This is a genomic window from Autumnicola psychrophila, assembly GCF_031846645.1.
GTDB lineage: Bacteria > Bacteroidota > Bacteroidia > Flavobacteriales > Flavobacteriaceae > Autumnicola > Autumnicola psychrophila.
In genome coordinates, this window is record NZ_JAVRHN010000004.1 from 220,206 (window position 1) to 239,159 (window position 18,954).

Below are 18,954 nucleotides of genomic sequence, written 5' to 3' on the forward strand. Positions count from 1 at the left end.
AATATTGTAAATCACTATTTCTTAAAGGACATCTGGCATCAAATACCATTTGTATAGTTTCTTAACTCCTTCTTCCAGTTCAATTTTATGCTTCCATCCTAATTGATGAAGTTTTGCTGGATCAGTCAGCTTTTTCATTGTACCGTCAGGCTTCTTGACATCAAATAAAAGATCTATTTCAGCAGCTAAGGTGTTTTTTACCAAATAGGCCAGTTCTTTAATAGATATATCTTTACCGGTTCCTATATTTAAATGAGTGTTTCTAAGTGGTTCATCAAAAGTGGAAGAACCGCTTTTTCTAGCAATAGAAATGACATCCTGAAAATTGACATTTTTCATAATAAAAACACAGGCTTCTGCCATATCTTCACTCCAAAGGAATTCTCGCATTGCATTTCCTGTACCCCAAATTTTTACTCTCACATTTTGAGAGCCCGCAGATGGTTCTCTATAAACTCCATATTTTCTCAAAACTGTATAAATCTCTTCCTGGGTACTCTGCCCTGAAATTGTTTCCAACGGACGCTGATCAAGATCTTCTCTAATCACCTCCCAATTCTCCTCTTGTAAGGCTTTGCCAAGGTGTATTTTCCTAATCAGAGCCGGAAGGACATGAGATGTTTCAAGATTAAAGTTATCGTTAGGTCCGTAAAGATTTGTAGGCATAACAGAGATGAAATTGGTGCCGTACTGAATATTATAACTTTCACACATTTTCAAACCTGCAATTTTAGCTATAGCATAGGGCTCATTGGTAAATTCCAGAGGACCGGTTAATAAATTTTCCTCTATCATAGGTTGTGGACAATCTTTTGGATAGATACAGGTACTTCCTAAAAACAACAGTTTTTTAACATTGTGTATATAGCTTTGATGAATTACCTGATTCTGAATCATTAGATTCTCGTAAATAAAATCTGCTCTGTATTTATTATTCGCCACGATTCCTCCCACTTTTGCCGCTGCCAAAAAAACGTATGTGGGTTTTTCATTGGAAAAAAAGGCATTCACTGCATCTGCTTCCGTTAAGTCCAATTCCTCACGAGTGCGTGTAATAATATTGGTGTGTCCCCTTTTCTCCAGATTCCGTTTAATCGCGCTGCCTACAAGACCCTGATGTCCAGCTATAAAAATTTTAGATTCTTTTTGCATTTATTTCTTACTTCTAGAGCTTAGATAGAAGATTTTTACCTATTCATAATAATTGAAGATCTTATAACCCCCTTTCTGTATATGTTGATCTTTTTGCATAAGCTGAAGATCACTTTCCATCATCTCCTTCACCAGGTCCTGTAAATCATATTCTGGAATCCAACCTAATTTCGTATTAGCTTTGGTGGCATCGCCTATTAAAAGTTCCACTTCAGTAGGCCGAAAGTATTTAGGATCTACTGCCAAAACTTCCTTCCCTTTTTTAACCTTAATTTCGGGATTCGCGCAGGATTTTACAACTGCTCTTTCATTAACACCTTCTCCTAAAAATTCTAAATCTATTCCCACCTCATTAAAGGCCATTTTTACAAAATCTCTTACAGTAGTAGTTTTCCCCGTAGCTATTACCCAATCTTCAGGCTCATCTGCCTGAAGAATCATCCACATCATTCGTACGTAATCCTTGGCATGTCCCCAATCACGTTGAGCGTCCAGATTTCCAAGGTAAATTTTATCCTGAAGCCCTAAAGCAATGCGGGCAGCGGCCCGTGTTATTTTCCGGGTTACGAAAGTTTCTCCTCGTATAGGAGACTCATGATTAAATAAGATACCATTACAAGCGAACATTCCATACGCCTCTCTATAATTAACAGTAATCCAGTAGGCATACATTTTAGCTACTGCATAAGGGCTCCTTGGGTAAAAAGGTGTTCTTTCTGTTTGAGGTGTTTCCTGTACTTGTCCGTATAGTTCGGAAGTTGATGCCTGGTAAACTTTTGTTTTTTTTTCAAGTCCCAATAATCGAACAGCATCAAGAATCCGGAGCGTGCCAAGTCCATCAGCATTACCCGTATATTCTGGTATTTCAAAAGAAACCTGCACATGACTCATTGCGGCAAGATTGTATATTTCATCGGGCTGTATTTTTTGAATGAGTCTGATGAGATTTGTACTATCGGTCATATCCCCATAATGAAGGACAAAATTTCTATCTTCTACATGCGGATCCTGATATAAATGATCAACCCTGTCAGTATTAAAGAGAGAAGCCCTTCTTTTAAGACCATGGACAATATATCCTTTCTTCAAGAGGAATTCGCTTAAATATGCTCCGTCCTGTCCTGTTATACCTGTAATAAAAGCTATTTTCATAAATGTGTATGACTAAATTTTTTCTAATTTTTTCTGGTGAAGTCAACCTGTTTCCGATATCTCAACAAGTTTCTGAAATGAAAAGGGTGAAGAAACTGCAAATAAATAATCCAATTTTTAAAGCTCATTCTTTTCACTTCATTTTGTTGTAACCTGTTTAAAGTCTCCGCAAAACGATGGAAACTCACCTCTTTAGAAAACCAATTTTCCCAAGCTAACCTTGCTTTACAGCCCATTTCTCGTGCTTCTCCTTTCTTTTTTTCAAGTATCTTCGGGAGTTGATCTATCTTTTCTTCCGGCAAGTGTATTGAGAACTCTTGCCAGGCAGGTCCATCAATAGGTACCCAATCGTCAGATATAATTACTGGAGCTCTGCCCATCTCCATGCTTTCAAACAATCTATATGTGGAAGGCCCAAAACCACGAGGACATATTATAAAAAGACTTTTTTTCATAATGTCCGCATAGCTCTTTTCAAACATTAATTTTTCTTTAGGATTAAGCATCCATGAATTTTTTCCAGATGTATCCTTCAGATAACAACTGATATGATCAATATTTAAAATTTCTTTTCTTACGTGGTGCGTAGCACTAGATCCTACAAAAGAGAAAAGATATTCATGCGGAATTTCTTCAGGCTCATATCGGATCGCTTCGTTTCTACAAATTCGGGCAATATAATGTCCAGATGCAGTCCTGTTTCTCGCGAAAAGATTTCTTCCTATAGAGGGAAAAATCCCTCGTAATAGAGGTATAACCCAGTCCCTGTCGTGATATAGAAAACATTTTTCTCTATACTTTTTATATAGTGGTGAATTAAAGACCTTAAAAAAATAAGGATCATTATCTGGGTGATGCTCAACAAACAAGATAATGTCTGCACTTTTGGGATTATCACATAGCGAATGGATCTTATAAGGGTCGAGTCTTGCAGATTCTTTTAGCCATTGAACAGCAAAATTCGTTTCTGCGTTATATGGGTATGCTGATGTTAAAAACAATTTCATATAAATCCTACCATTTAAAAATTACCGAAAAACACGATAAAGAAATATTTTTTCAATAAATTTTGAATCGCAAATGGTAAAAAGATTATCAAAATTATCGTCTGTCTTAACCTTTAAATTCTATTTTTTGCTAGCAGGTCTAATAGTTATAAATTGCGGAATTAAATAATGAGGTATTTTTCTACCAATTTTAAAAGCTAGTGTAAAGTATCCCAATAAATTATGTTTTTTTATAATTTCAAGATCCTCTGTCGACTTCTTCTTTTGTAAACTTGCTGTAGTACTCTTACCTCCAAGTCGCATTTTTACTATCCACTCATCTACAAAAACCTTTTTAATATTATCATTTTTAAACCACCGAAGAGAAATATCATAATCACTTGCAATAGTATAATTTTGATCATAAAGACCATTTTTCTCATAAACTTCTCTGCGCACATAAATTGTTGGATGAAGTGGTATCCATCCGAAAATTAAATAACTTTTCTTAAATGGATTAGAGGGATATATTCTTTTAACTTGAGTTACATCCTTTTGGCTAACGTACATCCCTTTGCCATACACGAGATCTGCTTCGAATTCTTGGAAGTTTCTCACCAATTTTTTTACCGTATCCTGCTCAAACAAAAAATCATCAGAATTTACAATACCTATAATATCTCCAGTTGCTTGCTGAATACCCTTATTAAAAGCATTATATATACCGGAATCTTTTTCAGAGACATAATACGCTAATTTCTTTCTATAAGGTTCAATTTTTTGTTGAGTTCCATCTGTTGATCCACCGTCAATAACTATATACTCAATATTGGAGTAGGATTGGTTCAATATTGATTCAATACATCCCGAAATAACGTCTGCATTGTTATAAACAACAGTTAAAATTGAAACTTTCATAATATTATTAATGATCTATTTCCAGATAATATTTTATAAAAAATAGTTTTACACCGCAATTTTTTGCCTTAGCAAAGCTTCAAAGTATTCAACCGTTTTGAGTAACCCCTCTCTTAATTCAATCGATGGCTCCCAACTATTCAGGTGTTTTTTAGCTAAAGAAATATCGGGTTGCCTCTGTTTAGGATCGTCACGAGGTAAATCTTTATAAACTAATAAGGAAGATGATCCTGTGATTTCCAATATATTTTCCGCTAACTCCAACATGGTAAATTCATTTTGATTGCCAATGTTTACGGGTCCAGTGAAATTTTTAGTAGCCATCATTCTTGTCATACCTTCAACCAGGTCATCTACATATTGAAAAGATCTGGTCTGTTTGCCGTCACCAAATATTGTAATGTCTTCTCCTTTTAATGCCTGAACAATAAAATTCGACACTACACGACCATCGTCAGGATTCATGTTGGGGCCGTAGGTATTAAAAATGCGGACAATCTTCACATCAACATTATTTTGATGGTGATAATCCATAAAAAGGGTCTCAGCACATCTTTTCCCTTCGTCATAACAGGAACGAGGACCAATTGGATTTACATTGCCCCAATAACTTTCAGGCTGAGGATGAACTTCAGGATCGCCGTAAACTTCACTAGTACTAGCCTGCAAAACTTTTGCCTTTACTCTCTTCGCCAAACCCAACATATTTATTGCTCCCATTACAGATGTCTTTATAGTTTTAATGGAATTATACTGATAATGTACAGGGGAGGCCGGACATGCTAAGTTATAAATTTCGTCTACTTCAATCATAAAAGGAATAGTCACATCATGTCGAATAGCTTCAAAATAGGGATTATCTAATAAAGGAACTATATTTTCTTTACTTCCGGTAAAGTAATTGTCCAGACAAATGACTTCGTTACCTTCATCCAGTAATCTCTTACAAAGATGAGAACCTATAAATCCGGCACCTCCCGTTACTAAAATTCTTTTCATATTATTATTTTTTAAATGAAGAATACATAAGAGTTTTCAAATCTCAACATTTTTCCTTATTATATTAACTCTGGATAATTTTGCTCCAAATAAGAATAAATCATTTTTACATCCTGAGAGGCTTCTTTTGATACTACTAAATTCGCATCTTTGGTAGAAATTAGAATACAGTTATTTAATCCCACAAAAAAAGTCGGTTTAATTTCTCCAAGCTGCATATTGGCATTCGAATCGGTAGTATATCCTTGAGACTTAAAATATTCATAAACGGCCTCAAAGGATCCCATATCGCTCCATTTAAAATTGGCAGGAACTACTTTTATCCTGTCGCTTTTTTCCATTACTGCGTAATCAACGCTTATCGAAGGAATATTTCTAGAAACATCAAAATCAAGATAACCTTCTTCGGCCGCCTGCCAGGCTTGGAAAGATAAGTGATATACTTCGGGAGCAAATTTTTGTAGTTCATTAAGGTAAACACCAGCTTTAAAGCAAAACATTCCACTATTCCATAAAAAATTTCCTGCCTTTAGAAAGGATTCTGCACTCTGCTTATCTGGTTTTTCTCGAAAAGAAAGTACTTTATCATCATTAAATTCTATATAACCATATCCTGTTTCGGGGACAGCCGGCTGTACTCCAAATGTTACTAAAAAGTCTTTTTCAGCAAGCTCTATAGCTTTCTGAACAGCTGTAGTATAGTTTTCACCTTCCTCTATAATATGATCTGCCGGGGTTACCAGTAGGATGTCCTCAGGATCTGCGGAAAGAGCAGCAAAAGCGATTGCCGGTGCAGTATTGCGTGGAGTCGACTCAACAATGTTTAAAAAATTATTTAAATCTAATTTTCTTAGTATTTTTTTTGAAAGCTCTTGATTACTCCTATTTCCAACTATAATTAATTGTTTTGAAAAAAGTCTATTTCTTTCGATCGCCATTTCAAATAAAGATTTCTCTGAAAAAATTTCAAGATATTGTTTAGGCTTGGATTGGCGGGATAGAGGCCACAATCTACTCCCGATTCCTCCGGTTAAAATTACATGCGAAACTTCTTTCATAATGTTTTAAGATTTGACCTAATAGATTTTAATAATGGATAACATTTTTTCAGGTGTCAAAGGTTTACAAGTACCAAGATTTATTAACTGACAGGAGCAACAGTTTTCGATATTGAGATTAGAAGCCCATAACTTAATCGCCATGAGAGAAAAAACATAATTAACAAATTTTTATGGCTTCGCCGTTGTAAGTCCCAATTTGGTCTTACATATAAAATTGCTGTGTGGGGATTATCTTAAAAATAGGGAATAAAGAAAACCATTTTTGGGGTTTAAAATGTTTGCATTTTCTTCCCTACTAAGATTAGAAATTTTTCCTTAGGCAGGCATTTTAACACTGTTAAATTTTATAAGACCCAAAATTAAGAACAGGATAAAAACAACATCAAGAGGAGAATGTATGAATTAAATTTAATATATAAAGGTTTTTATTATAGATAATTCAATTATATTCTCTCTTATACTGTTAATAAAAATAGAATAGCAAAATGTTAAAACCCGAAAGATTACGTTCTACAGATGGATTTTTGCTTCTAAGACTTCATCCGTAAATATACCCTTCGACAAAAGGTGCTTTTTTATCCATGAGTTACCTGTAAAAAATTAACATTTATTCTTAAAAACGCAAATTCCTTCAAACCCAACACAGAAAGAGAATCGTTTTTCTTTATTTGTTCTTGATAATTTTAAATTTGGCAGAGGCCCTTTTAAGGTAGAAAATCTTCCGAAAATCGATTTATTTTGTAATTCCCCATAGGAAATCTAAAATATTTCTTACTTATATCATGACATCCACCTTATCTTAAATCAAGCACAGGAAAGAATTTGATCTAAGTGAAATTTTAGAACTTACCATACAACATATAGTAGCCCATAAATAATTATGTGCAAATTTAAAAGTGAAGGTATGCAACAAACATTGAAACTTCTCTCAAGATATTTTTCCTGGTTGCTATCTTATTTATGGATGTCCATATTAATTTATAGGCACAAGCGTAGGAGTAAAAGAGAGTTATTGAGTTAGGAAGATGATACCTATGTTCATTAAAGATCATAGGTTCTGATTAATGTCCTCATATTTTCAAATTTTTAGAGAAGAAACTGACTCAGATAATGAGGAACATGATAAAGACTTAATATATAGAATAAAATATTGTTCCACTATAGTTTAATAAGATAAATGATGACAACATACTTTACCTTACCAGAATATTTTAAAAATTAAACGGGAACCTTCAGGGAATAACTAGAATTAAAAATAACAGCCTCCACTTCTTCTACGGGGGCTGGCTGAACTATCAAATAATTTGAAGCTAAGACTTAAAAGCACATGATGTAATGTACCGTCAAAAGTTGCAAGATTTACACCATCCATTTGATTCACACCATTTGTAACCGTATTATCATTATCAATATCAATTGGTTGAGCCTCCGCCGAAGAAAGACTTCGGGAGTACCTTAAATCAAGTTCAAAACGTCCTATACCCGCTTTTATACCCAACTGAGCGGCCAAAGGAGAATTTTGCACTACTATAGCATCTTTGGTTTTTTCAAGGGTAGCGTCTATGATGTTGTTGTATGCGGGTCCTGCATAGACATCTATAGGTCCGTAGATGTTGTATCCCACTAATAAAGGTATGGTAAGTTGCTCAACCGAATAAATAGACGTACTATTTACAAGAGAGAATTCTGTTTCTATTGAGCTATAAATAGCCTCGGGCCTAACCAGAAATTTACCAAACCTCATTTCAATAAAAGCACCGCCATGAAAACCAATATTAGAATCAGGAGTAAAAGTGCCAGTACTATACTCGGCGTTTCCATTAACAGTAGAAGACTTTCCCTGTATTTCTCCACCCATAGCATAGTTAAGCCCTCCTTTAATTCCAAAGCTGAATTCCTGAGCCTGAGAAAAAGAAAAAAAGAAAAGACAAAAGAGAAGTGGTAAAAAAAACTTGTTCATAAATATAGGTTTATAAGATCCTGACTTGGGCTGTAAATATATCAATTATTCAAAATAATAGACGGTCTAAGTTTCTTTTTAACGACAAAAGAAAAACAATAGTATATGTTGATGCGTACTTTCTAATCTGCCGTCAAAATCTCTCCCTAAAAGGAATAAATTAAAGGAAAAAGAGATTTTCATAGTGGGTTTGGGAAATTATCATCTTTACGCATCTCCCTCAACATCCCCTTCCCATTCCATAAAACCACCTTCCAGATTATATGTGTTTTGAAAACTTTTCTGATCCAGTATAGAACATGCCTGTGCACTACGCTTTCCGGAACGGCAATAGATATAGTAGTTTTTAGATTTGTCGAGTTTTTCTACTTCATCTATAAATCCCTGTCCTTTATATATATCAATTTTCTTGGCGCCTGGAATAAAACCCTCTTCTATTTCTTCCTCTGTTCTTACATCAAGAATAACTGCATCTTTGTCCTTTTGTAATTGTTCTCTCCATTCTTCCTGTGAAAGCTCTTTCATTATTTCTATGTCTTTAAAATTTCAGGTTTAAAAATACTAAAAGCTGTAAAGATACCGAACGTTTCGGTGACGATTTTTAGGCTTAAGAAACTTCTTTAAAATTTAACCTTTTTTTAGATGCTAATATCAAGTACTCAGCATATATTTGTACATACAAATGTTGTTTAGACAATGGATACTGAAAAAATTTTAAAAACTAATAAACCTTTACCGGAAAATAAAAAACTGGTAATAAATATGATGTTGGCTACCACCAAGGCTATTACCTTAATGGCTGATGCTTTAAAACCTTTTGGAATCTCCAATCAACAGTTTAACGTATTACGAATTTTAAGAGGACAAAATGGAAAGCCCGCAAATCTGAATACCATACAGGAAAGAATGGTAAATAAAATGAGTAACACTACACGTTTGGTAGATAAGCTCCTCGAAAAGAACCTGGTTGACCGCTGTGTTTGTGAAGAAAATAGAAGAAAAGTTGAAATAGTGATTACAGGAAACGGCTTAGAATTATTAAAAGAGTTAGATCCTATTGTCGAAGAAGTCGAGAACAAATTTGTAAAAAATTTAAGTTTCGAGGATATAGAACAACTTAATATCCTTCTGGAGAAAATCAGATAAAAAAATTTAGTTTTACAATTGTATATACAACAGTTATGAGTACTTACATAGAAGATTTAAAATGGCGCTACGCCACAAAAAAGTTTGACAGTAAAAAGAAAATCAATTCCACAGATCTGGATAAAATCCTTAAGAGCATTCAGCTTTCAGCTTCTTCCTACGGGATGCAACCTTATAAAATATTAATAATTGAAGATCAGGAAATAAAAGAAAAACTGAAGCCGGCAGCCTGGGGGCAACCTCAAATCACCAATTCCTCACATCTGGTTGTTTTTGCCAATTATCGTACTATAGACGAGGATTATGTGGATTCCTATATCGAAAATATCAGTACATTACGGGACATTGCTGTAGATAAACTCACTGGCTTAAGAGATAAACTTATAAATAGTATTGTCACGCTTCCGTCTGAAGATCAACACGTATGGGCTCAAAAGCAGGCTTATCTCGCTATGGGCAACCTCCTTTCAGCAGCAGCCAGTTTCCGAATTGACACCTGTCCTATGGAAGGATTTGATGCTGCTAAATTTGATGAAATTCTCGGGCTTCAGGAAAAAGGATTGACCACTGCAGTTATAGCGACTTTAGGTTACCGTAGCGAAGAAGATCCAGCTCAGGATGCCAGGAAAGTCAGGAAAAGTAAGGATCAACTATTCGAACTGATTTAAAAAATTAATCTGAAAAAGAGTTAGGAAAAAATATTTCGAATTAATTCATATTAATCATTATAAACAAACTATGAAAAAAGAAGTAAACGTAGAACAAAGTAATATTAACTGGAAAGGAAAAAAATTAGCTGGGTCACATTCAGGTACTATTAACTTGAAAGAAGGATATATTAATTTTGAAGATAACGAGCCGGTTGGAGGAGAATTCCTGATGGATATGCCTACCATTAAAGTCACCGACCTCTCTGGTAAAAACAAACAACAACTTGAAGACCACCTTAAAAATGAAGATTTCTTTGCCGTGGATAATTATCCTACTGCAAAATTAGTGATCAAAAACGTAGTTAAAAAAGAAGAAGGTACCTACGGAGTTTTAGGGGACCTGACTATAAAGGAGAAGACCAATCCGGTAACATTTGATCAAAACATATCTGGAGATTCAGCATCAGCAAAAGTCGTTATTGACAGATCCAAATTCAATGTGCGTTATGGCTCGGGAAGTTTCTTTTCCAATCTAGGAGATAACACTATCCACGACAATTTTGAATTGGATGTGAACCTTAAGTTCTAATAATAGAATATCTTTTAACCGCGCAAACCCAAATTGCGCGGTTTCTTTTTTCTGAAAAAGTAAAAAGAGAAAAATCTTTGTCAATTAAAATTTCATCTCTATATTTGAGGCAATGAAAACTTTTACAGTACATACTTGGTGGTGGAGCAACTTACGTCAAACGTCGTGAAGTAACATTGCTATAGTATAAAACATATACAAAAGGCTTGTCTCACGACAAGCCTTTTTTGTTTCTTTTCTTCCTTTGTCAATATTAATTTTTGATTTAGTGCAGGAAAAAAATAACTAAGATAAAATTTACCGGATTTCCGGAAATGTAAATATTTATAGATGTACCAGCTAACTACGACCCATACAAAACTACTTGCCGATACAATCACACCTGTGAGTGTATATTTAAAGGTGCGGGATAAATATCCAAACAGCCTGCTCCTGGAAAGTAGCGATTACCATGCCAGCGACAACAGCTTTTCGTATATCTGCTGTAATCCAATAGCTTCTATTAAGATTCAAAATGAGAAAATTTTTGAAAGTTTTCCAGATGGCACCCAAAAAACGACAAATATCGATCAGGACATAAATGTCCCGCAAAAAATTCAGCAGTTTTCGCAGCAGTTTAAAGCTGAAAATTCAGGATTTAAATTTATTAATAATGGACTTTTTGGTTACATCGCCTATGACGGAGTAAGATATTTTGAAGACCTGGAAATCACTAAAAAGAAAGGAGATCTTGGATTGCCGGATATGTATTATGCCGTGTACCAGAATATAATTGCCATTAACCACTTCAATAACGAAGCTTATATTTTTGACCATACCTATAATACGGAAAGTAAAATTGAAGAAATAAAGCAGCTTATTAAAGTTCGTAATTTTGCTACCTATAATTTTACGCGTCAGCAGGAGCCTGTCTCTAATTTAACCGACGAAGAGTTTATAGAAAATGTGAAGTTGGGCAAAAAGCACTGTTATCGTGGAGATGTTTTTCAGATTGTGCTTTCCCGCCGCTTTTCCCAAGCTTTTAAGGGAGACGAGTTCAATGTTTACAGAGCACTGCGCAGTGTGAATCCTTCTCCATATTTGTTTTATTTTGATTATGGTGATTTTAAAATCTTCGGAAGTTCTCCCGAAGCGCAGCTTGTGGTAAAAGATGGCCAGGCAGAAATTCACCCGATTGCCGGAACATTTAAACGCACCGGAAATGATGAACAGGACGCCGAACTCGCCAAAAAACTTGCTGCAGACGAAAAAGAAAATGCAGAGCATGTGATGCTCGTGGACCTTGCAAGGAATGATCTTAGTAGGCATGGTAGCAATGTTAAGGTGGAAAATTATCGCCAAATTCAGTTTTTTTCTCACGTCATCCACCTGGTGAGCAAAGTCACTGGTACCAAACATAAAAACACCCCAACAATGCAGGTTGTGGCAGATACTTTTCCCGCCGGCACCCTTAGTGGCGCTCCCAAACACAGCGCGATGAAGCTTATCGAGAAGTACGAAAATGTAAATCGTGATGCCTATGGCGGCGCAATTGGATTTATGGATTTCGACGGCAATTTTAACCACGCCATTATCATTCGCTCCTTTGTGAGCAAAAATCATCAGTTACATTACCAGGCAGGAGCCGGGGTGGTTTCAGAGTCTGTAGAAGAGAACGAATTACAGGAAGTTTATAATAAATTAGGAGCATTAACCAAAGCATTGGAAATTGCAGAAGATATTTAATTTAGGCGTTACCCTGCGGGTCGGGCTTTCGGCAGTCGCTTTTTTAAAGGAAAAACTTTAAAAAGAGCTTCACAAAGCCTCAATCCCTAACGCAAAAGCATCAAAAGAATGAAAAAGATATTAGTCATAGACAATTACGATTCTTTCGTTTTCAATTTAGTTCATTATTTAGAAGATCTGGATTGTGAAGTAACTGTAAGAAGAAACGATCAATTAGAACTGGAAGACGTGGAAGAGTTTGACAAAATCCTGCTCTCACCCGGCCCCGGAATTCCTTCAGAAGCAGGCCTTCTAAAGCCAATTATCGAAAAGTACGGAGCTACCAAAAGTATTTTCGGCGTTTGTCTCGGCCAACAGGCAATAGGCGAAGTATTCGGTGGAAAATTGGGAAATCTGGATTCGGTTTACCACGGAGTTGCCACTAATATCAACCTTTGTGTAAAAGATGAACCTTTATTTAAAGACTTGCCCGATGGGTTTATGGTGGGACGCTATCACTCTTGGGTAGTACTAAAAGAATTACCCGATGTTCTTGAAGCAACTTCTTACGACGAAAACGGACAGATCATGTCCCTTCGCCACAGAGAATTTGATATTAGAGGAGTTCAGTTTCATCCGGAATCTGTCCTGACTCCTGAAGGGAAAAGAATTATTAAAAACTGGGTAGAAAGTCCCTCCTTCAACCTTACCAAAGGGAAGAAAGTAGCAGACACAAATGCATAAGTTTAACCTTAAAATTGCCTCGACATTTTTCTCATTTTTGGGAGACAGAGGAGAATTATGAAAGAACTACTCAATAGACTTATCAACCACGAAACGATTTCCAAGGAAGAGGCGAAGCATGTTATTTTCAACATTTCAGATGGGGAATATAACAGCAATCAGATCGCGGCTTTTCTCACTGTTTATATGATGCGGAGCATCACGATAGAGGAATTGGAAGGTTTCCGTGATGCGCTACTGGAACTTTGCATTGCTATAGATTTAAACGACTACAATCCTGTAGATCTTTGTGGAACCGGTGGAGACGGGAAAAACACTTTTAATATTTCCACAACGGCATCTTTTGTTACGGCAGGAGCAGGCGTGAACGTAGCCAAACATGGAAATTACGGGGTGTCCTCAGTAAGCGGAAGTTCCAACGTGATGGAGCACCTGGGAATAAAATTCAGTAATGATCCTGACTTTCTCGAGCGGTGTATAGATAAAGCCGGAATATGTATTTTACATGCTCCCCTTTTTCATCCTGCGATGAAAAACGTAGCTCCAATCAGAAAATCTTTGGCGGTAAAAACCTTCTTCAACATGCTGGGACCAATGGTAAATCCTGCTTTTCCACAGAATCAGCTTGTGGGCGTTTTTGACCTGGAACTGGCAAGAATGTATGGATATCTTTATCAAAACACTGATAAAAATTTTACTATTCTGCATGCTCTTGATGGTTACGACGAAATTTCGCTTACTGGAAAAACAAAAATTATCTCCAATCATTCTGAAGCTATGGTGGGACCTGAAGATTTTGGTATTCCGACTTTAGATCCATCAGAAATTGCCGGCGGAGGTTCCGTTGAAAGTTCTGCAGAAATTTTTATGGATATCCTGAAGGGAAAAGGAACCGAGGCTCAAAGCAACGTGGTTTGTGCAAACGCGGGAATGGCCATTGCAACTACCCAAAACGTTTCACCACAGGAAGGATTTGCAAAAGCTAAAGAATCCCTGAATTCCGGATACGGACTCCAGGCTTTAAAGAAGTTACAGGAAATAAGTCGATAATTGTCACTTTAGAGGCACGACCTGGAATTAACAGCATATAAAAAATGAATATTTTAGATAAAATAATAGGCGACAAACGCAAAGAAGTTGCATTAAAGAAAACTATAGTACCTGTTTCACAGTTAGAGAACACTGCGCTTTTTGAGCGGGAAACAATCTCTCTCGCCGAAGCGTTGCGAACGAGTAAAAGCGGAATTATTGCAGAACACAAGCGAAGATCTCCTTCAAAATCTGTTATAAATCAGGATTTGAACGTTCAGGATGTAGCTACGGGATATGAGAATGCCGGAGTTTCAGGAATGTCTGTTCTTACCGATGGAAAATACTTTGGTGGCTCGCTGGAAGATTTGCTTTTTGCAAGAGCAAGTGTCAAAATGCCAATTCTGAGAAAAGAATTCATTATTGATGAATATCAGTTACTGGAAGCAAAAGCTTATGGTGCCGATGTGATTCTACTAATTGCTGCCGTTTTGGAGAAGGCTCAAATAAAGCAATTATCGGAGTTTGCAAAGAATTTAAAGCTGGATGTCCTACTCGAAGTTCACAATGAAGAAGAACTTCAGAAATCTATTATGCCAAGTATAGATATGCTGGGAGTAAATAATAGAAATTTAAAGACTTTTGAAGTAAGTACCGACATAAGTAAAGAGCTTTCAGAAAAAATTCCTGAGGATTTCGTTAAAGTTTCTGAAAGCGGAATAAGTTCTGTAGAAGCTATTAAAGATTTGAAGAATTATGGCTACCAGGGCTTTTTAATCGGTGAAAACTTTATGAAAACCGATAATCCCGGAAAAAGTGCAACAGAATTTATAAAAGATCTGACCAAGTAATATCTGAAAAGCGAACCTCAAAAATTGGCAAATATCAGGCTTAAAATATGTGGAATGAAGCAACCGGAAAACGTTCGGGAAATTGCGATGCTTCAGCCGGATTATATGGGACTTATATTTTATGAAAAGTCACCCCGATTTGTCGCTTCAGAAGTGCCGGAAATTTCTTCAACAATTAAGAAAACTGGCGTTTTTGTAGATGCAGCGCTGGATTTTATTCTGAAGAAAGTACAGGAGTATAAATTAAAAGCCATTCAGCTTCACGGGCAGGAAACCGCGGAATTTTGCAGGAAACTTCGGGACAACCTAAAAGACGATAATGTTGAAATAATCAAGGTCTTTTCAGTAAAAGAAGAATTTGACTTCAGCAAATTAAAGGAATATGAAGAGGTTGTGAATTTCTTCCTTTTCGATACCAAAGGAAAAAATAAAGGCGGAAATGGGGTAACCTTTGATTGGGAAGTTCTTAAAAATTACCCCTCCTCTACTCCATTCTTCCTTAGCGGCGGAATTGGCCTTGAAGAAATAGAAGAGATTAACGAGCTGATGACGTGGTTTCAGAAAAATGGAAAGGAAAATCTGCTTTATGCAGTTGATGTAAACAGCAGGTTTGAAGATGAACCGGGACTAAAAAATGTCGAAAAAATGCAACTTTTTAAAGATCGCTTCTCGATTAAATAACAAAATATAACCCAAAAAGTCTTTTAGACTTTGCAGGAGAAATAGAAAATAAAATGACTTACCAGGCAAACGAAAAAGGATATTACGGCGAATTTGGAGGCGCTTTTATTCCGGAAATGCTTTATCCAAACGTTGAAGAACTGCGCTCGCAGTATCTTGACATTATGAAAGAGGAATCCTTTCAGAAAGAATTTAAGGATCTACTCCGGGATTATGTGGGGCGCCCTACTCCACTCTACTATGCGGAACGTTTCAGCAAAAAATACAATGCGAAAATTTACCTGAAAAGGGAAGATCTTTGTCATACCGGAGCTCATAAAGTAAATAATACTGTGGGCCAGATTCTTATGGCAAAACGCCTTGGCAAAAACAGGATAATTGCAGAAACCGGCGCCGGCCAGCATGGAGTTGCAACGGCTACCGTTTGCGCTTTAATGGGAATTGAATGTATTGTTTATATGGGAGAAATAGACATTGAGCGACAGGCTCCCAATGTTGCCCGTATGAAGATGCTGGGTGCGAAAGTAGTTCCTGCAAAATCAGGAAGCCGCACCCTTAAGGACGCCACTAATGAAGCGATTAGGGATTGGATCAACAATCCGGTTGATACTCATTACATAATAGGATCTGTTGTTGGACCGCATCCTTATCCAGATATGGTCGCGAGGTTTCAGGCAGTTATTTCTGAAGAAATAAAAATTCAGCTCAAAGAGAAAGAAGGCCGCGAAAATCCCGATTATGTCGTGGCTTGTGTTGGTGGTGGAAGTAATGCTGCCGGGGCTTATTTTCATTATATTGATAATCCTGAAGTTGGCATTATCGCTGTTGAAGCTGCCGGAAAAGGAATCCAGAGTGGTGAAAGTGCCGCGACCTCAGCACTGGGAAAAGAAGGAATCATCCACGGAAGTAAAACTTTGCTGATGCAAACTGAAGATGGACAGATTACAGAACCGTATTCAATTTCTGCCGGGCTGGATTATCCGGGAGTGGGACCTATGCACGCAAATTTATTCAGAAGTGGCCGCGGGGAATTTATTTCGGTTACCGATGAGGATGCCATGAAAGCCGGTTTACATCTTGCCAAACTCGAAGGAATTATTCCTGCTATCGAAACCTCCCATGCGCTCGCAATTTTTGAAGACCGGAAGTTTAAAAAGGACGACATTGTAGTGGTAAACCTTTCGGGACGCGGTGATAAAGATCTTAATACTTATATCGAATATTTTAATTTATAACATTTGACCTCACAGGTTTTAAAAACCAGCGGGTCTGGCCAACCATTATTATGAATAGAATTACTCAAAAACTGCAGGAAGACAAAAAACTGCTTTCCATATATTTTACCGCCGGCTATCCTGAACCTGAGGACACGGTACAAATTATTCAGGATTTAGAAAAAAGCGGAATCGACTTTATAGAAATCGGACTTCCTTTTAGCGACCCTTTAGCCGATGGCCCAACAATTCAGGAAAGTTCTACCAAAGCTCTAAAAGCTGGAATGACTACTAACCGACTTTTTCAGCAATTAGAAGAAATCAGAAATTCTGTTGAAATTCCGCTGATTATCATGGGATATTTTAATCCCATACTTCAGTTTGGCGTGGAAAGATTCTGTCAAAAATGTGAAGAATCAGGTATCGACGGACTGATTATCCCCGATCTTCCGGTAGATGTTTATAATGAAGAGTATAGAGCAATATTTGAAGCTCACGGACTTCAGAATATTTTTCTTATCACTCCGCAGACTTCCGAGGAAAGGATCAGGTTTATAGATTCTGTTTCCGACGGCTTCATATATATGGTGAGTACAGCGAGTGTTACGGGTTCTACCAAAGGATTTAGCGAGGAAACTAAAGATTATTTTAAGAGAATTGATAGTATGAATCTTAAGAATCCGCAGATTGTAGGCTTCGGAATTGGAGATCATGAAACTTTTGAGCAGGCCACACATTATGCGAAAGGAGCAATTATTGGCAGCGCTTTTATAAAGCATCTCAACCAGCACGGGATTGGAAAAACTGCGGAATTTGTTAAAAGTATTCGCTAAGCTTTAACCAAAGTCTAACATGGTTTTAATACAGTTTTAGTCAGTCTTTACGTATCTTAATTAAGAATTATAAAAAGGAAAATTATGGGACGTATAGATGAAAGTAGAAATAAGAGGAAAGAACAGAGACGGAGCGATAATGATCCTCTAAGTGGTGAAATTGGAAACCGCGATACCGAAACCAATGACTTTGATATTGATGACAAAACCATCAAAGACCAGCAAAATAAGAAGTAATGGGTAGAGGTGATAAAAAGACCAAACGCGGAAAAATTGCTATCGGTACACATGGAAAGTTAAGACCTAAACGTAAAAAGTTTAAGGTAAAACCAACCACCATGGCCGACACACAAAAGAAGAATTTGGAGCAGTAGTTTTAGAAATGCTCCTTGTATTGGAGAACCCTGAAATCAATTGTATTGAATTCAGGGTTTTTCTTTTTTAGATGTTTATATAATTCCATACTACCAATTGCTCGATTGGCAGATCCAGAAGGTGCGGTTAAAGAAACTGTTTTGATCAGCCTGCCGTCAAGCACAAACTGATGAATTTTAGGAACATCATTGGAAATTACTTTCAGCCGTATGTCGCTTCCTATTTCTCTTAAATGCCTGCGGAAAAAATATTCCGGTCCGTTTTTGCTGTTTCCGCCGGTAAACAACAGCGTATCAATTTTTGGATGATCCCCAAGAATCTGGATCATATTCCTGAGCTCTATCTGTTCCATTCCAAGATCTGAAGCATCAATTTTTTCCCTCCGGCTGCTTTCCACCATATCACAAATCCCAATACCGCGGCTTTTTAACCATTGCTTCCGATGCTCCACAGCTTCTTCAGTAGTTTCAAAACGAAGGCCAATGTCAAAGATTTTATCCAGCACCCGCCAAAGCAGTCCGTCCCGACTTCCGTAGCAAAAATCTACGTCACCTTCCTTTAATTGCCGTTTAGTAAATCGCGGTGGTGGCAATGTCCCAACGATCAACTTCGTGGCATTTTCAGGAATGAAAGGGCGATATGGATGCGTGTGGTGGAAAATGTCTTTTCTTTATTGTTTATTGTTTATTGTTTATTGTTTATTAATAAGATGCCGGCACTAAAAAGACAATTATCGACTAATAAATTATTTTTAGAATTTTTGCTCTTGCAGCGCAACAGTATTTTTTCTTGTTTCTGCTTTTGTTGTCTGATGTTAAGAAAAGGTGGTAGGCTCAAAATGGCAATTATCGACTTAATCGTTCAAAAGAATCTTTGTTCTTGCAGCGAAGCGGTCTTTTTTCCTGTTTCT

21 protein-coding genes are annotated in these 18,954 nt (G+C 36.7%); 12 read left to right on the top strand and 9 right to left on the bottom strand.

The genetic code is table 11. From position 1 onward, the window contains the following. Positions 1-21: 21 nt before the first annotated feature. The 8 genes from RM541_RS06790 to RM541_RS06825 form a co-directional block, all read right to left on the bottom strand. Positions 22-1,152, bottom strand: coding sequence for a GDP-L-fucose synthase family protein (locus tag RM541_RS06790; protein ID WP_311499467.1), 1,131 nt, complete (start codon positions 1,150-1,152; stop codon positions 22-24). A gap of 39 nt (positions 1,153-1,191) precedes the next feature. Next, on the bottom strand, positions 1,192-2,304 hold the full coding sequence (gene gmd, locus RM541_RS06795; RefSeq protein WP_311499468.1) for a GDP-mannose 4,6-dehydratase: 1,113 nt from the start codon (positions 2,302-2,304) through the stop codon (positions 1,192-1,194). 23 nt (positions 2,305-2,327) lie between these two features. Next, positions 2,328-3,311, bottom strand: a complete 984-nt coding sequence (locus RM541_RS06800; RefSeq protein WP_311499469.1) for an exostosin domain-containing protein — start codon at positions 3,309-3,311, stop codon at positions 2,328-2,330. A gap of 120 nt (positions 3,312-3,431) precedes the next feature. Next, positions 3,432-4,208 (bottom strand): glycosyltransferase family 2 protein, encoded by a 777-nt coding sequence (locus tag RM541_RS06805; RefSeq protein WP_311499470.1) that lies wholly within the window; start codon positions 4,206-4,208, stop codon positions 3,432-3,434. Between the two features lie 48 nt (positions 4,209-4,256). Beyond that, complete coding sequence (locus tag RM541_RS06810) at positions 4,257-5,207, bottom strand: UDP-glucuronic acid decarboxylase family protein (RefSeq protein ID WP_311499471.1); 951 nt, start codon at positions 5,205-5,207, stop codon at positions 4,257-4,259. A gap of 59 nt (positions 5,208-5,266) precedes the next feature. Next, positions 5,267-6,265 (bottom strand): mannose-1-phosphate guanylyltransferase, encoded by a 999-nt coding sequence (locus RM541_RS06815; protein ID WP_311499472.1) that lies wholly within the window; start codon positions 6,263-6,265, stop codon positions 5,267-5,269. A 1,252-nt stretch (positions 6,266-7,517) separates the two neighbouring features. Then, entirely contained in the window at positions 7,518-8,228 is a 711-nt protein-coding gene (locus RM541_RS06820) for an outer membrane beta-barrel protein (protein ID WP_311499473.1), read from the bottom strand. Positions 8,229-8,435: 207 nt separating this feature from the next. Further along, positions 8,436-8,753, bottom strand: a complete 318-nt coding sequence (locus RM541_RS06825; RefSeq protein ID WP_311499474.1) for a rhodanese-like domain-containing protein — start codon at positions 8,751-8,753, stop codon at positions 8,436-8,438. A 171-nt stretch (positions 8,754-8,924) separates the two neighbouring features. On the opposite strand from RM541_RS06825, the gene RM541_RS06830 reads away from it, so the two are divergent. From RM541_RS06830 to RM541_RS06885, 12 genes are all read left to right on the top strand, one after another. Beyond that, positions 8,925-9,374, top strand: coding sequence for a MarR family winged helix-turn-helix transcriptional regulator (locus RM541_RS06830; RefSeq protein ID WP_311499475.1), 450 nt, complete (start codon positions 8,925-8,927; stop codon positions 9,372-9,374). Positions 9,375-9,409: 35 nt separating this feature from the next. Continuing rightward, positions 9,410-10,042, top strand: a complete 633-nt coding sequence (locus RM541_RS06835; RefSeq protein ID WP_311499476.1) for an NAD(P)H-dependent oxidoreductase — start codon at positions 9,410-9,412, stop codon at positions 10,040-10,042. A gap of 70 nt (positions 10,043-10,112) precedes the next feature. Next, positions 10,113-10,613 carry a YceI family protein gene (locus tag RM541_RS06840; RefSeq protein WP_311499477.1) on the top strand — a complete coding sequence of 167 codons (501 nt, stop codon included), beginning with the start codon at positions 10,113-10,115 and terminating at the stop codon, positions 10,611-10,613. Between the two features lie 330 nt (positions 10,614-10,943). Further along, positions 10,944-12,338: an anthranilate synthase component I family protein gene (locus RM541_RS06845; protein WP_311499478.1), complete on the top strand. Its 1,395-nt coding sequence runs from the start codon at positions 10,944-10,946 to the stop codon at positions 12,336-12,338. 108 nt (positions 12,339-12,446) lie between these two features. Then, positions 12,447-13,061 carry an anthranilate synthase component II gene (locus tag RM541_RS06850; RefSeq protein WP_311499479.1) on the top strand — a complete coding sequence of 205 codons (615 nt, stop codon included), beginning with the start codon at positions 12,447-12,449 and terminating at the stop codon, positions 13,059-13,061. 57 nt (positions 13,062-13,118) lie between these two features. Beyond that, positions 13,119-14,111: an anthranilate phosphoribosyltransferase gene (gene trpD, locus RM541_RS06855; RefSeq protein ID WP_311499480.1), complete on the top strand. Its 993-nt coding sequence runs from the start codon at positions 13,119-13,121 to the stop codon at positions 14,109-14,111. Positions 14,112-14,155: 44 nt separating this feature from the next. Beyond that, positions 14,156-14,941 (top strand): indole-3-glycerol phosphate synthase TrpC, encoded by a 786-nt coding sequence (gene trpC / locus RM541_RS06860; protein ID WP_311499481.1) that lies wholly within the window; start codon positions 14,156-14,158, stop codon positions 14,939-14,941. 24 nt (positions 14,942-14,965) lie between these two features. Continuing rightward, a complete protein-coding gene (locus RM541_RS06865) occupies positions 14,966-15,622 on the top strand; it encodes a phosphoribosylanthranilate isomerase (protein WP_489752721.1) in 657 nt (218 codons plus the stop codon). 53 nt (positions 15,623-15,675) lie between these two features. Continuing rightward, complete coding sequence (trpB, locus tag RM541_RS06870) at positions 15,676-16,857, top strand: tryptophan synthase subunit beta (protein ID WP_311499483.1); 1,182 nt, start codon at positions 15,676-15,678, stop codon at positions 16,855-16,857. A gap of 50 nt (positions 16,858-16,907) precedes the next feature. Next, positions 16,908-17,669, top strand: a complete 762-nt coding sequence (gene trpA, locus RM541_RS06875; RefSeq protein ID WP_311499484.1) for a tryptophan synthase subunit alpha — start codon at positions 16,908-16,910, stop codon at positions 17,667-17,669. Positions 17,670-17,753: 84 nt separating this feature from the next. Continuing rightward, the gene (locus RM541_RS06880) at positions 17,754-17,906 is read left to right on the top strand and encodes a hypothetical protein (protein ID WP_311494277.1); all 153 of its coding nucleotides are present in this window, start codon (positions 17,754-17,756) and stop codon (positions 17,904-17,906) included. Continuing rightward, complete coding sequence (locus tag RM541_RS06885) at positions 17,906-18,043, top strand: 30S ribosomal protein THX (protein WP_311494278.1); 138 nt, start codon at positions 17,906-17,908, stop codon at positions 18,041-18,043. Before RM541_RS06880 ends, RM541_RS06885 begins: the two co-directional genes overlap by 1 nt. A gap of 2 nt (positions 18,044-18,045) precedes the next feature. Here the strand turns inward: RM541_RS06885 and RM541_RS06890 are convergent, their stop codons facing one another. After that, on the bottom strand, positions 18,046-18,705 hold the full coding sequence (locus RM541_RS06890; RefSeq protein WP_311499577.1) for a uracil-DNA glycosylase family protein: 660 nt from the start codon (positions 18,703-18,705) through the stop codon (positions 18,046-18,048). Positions 18,706-18,954 lie beyond the last annotated feature (249 nt).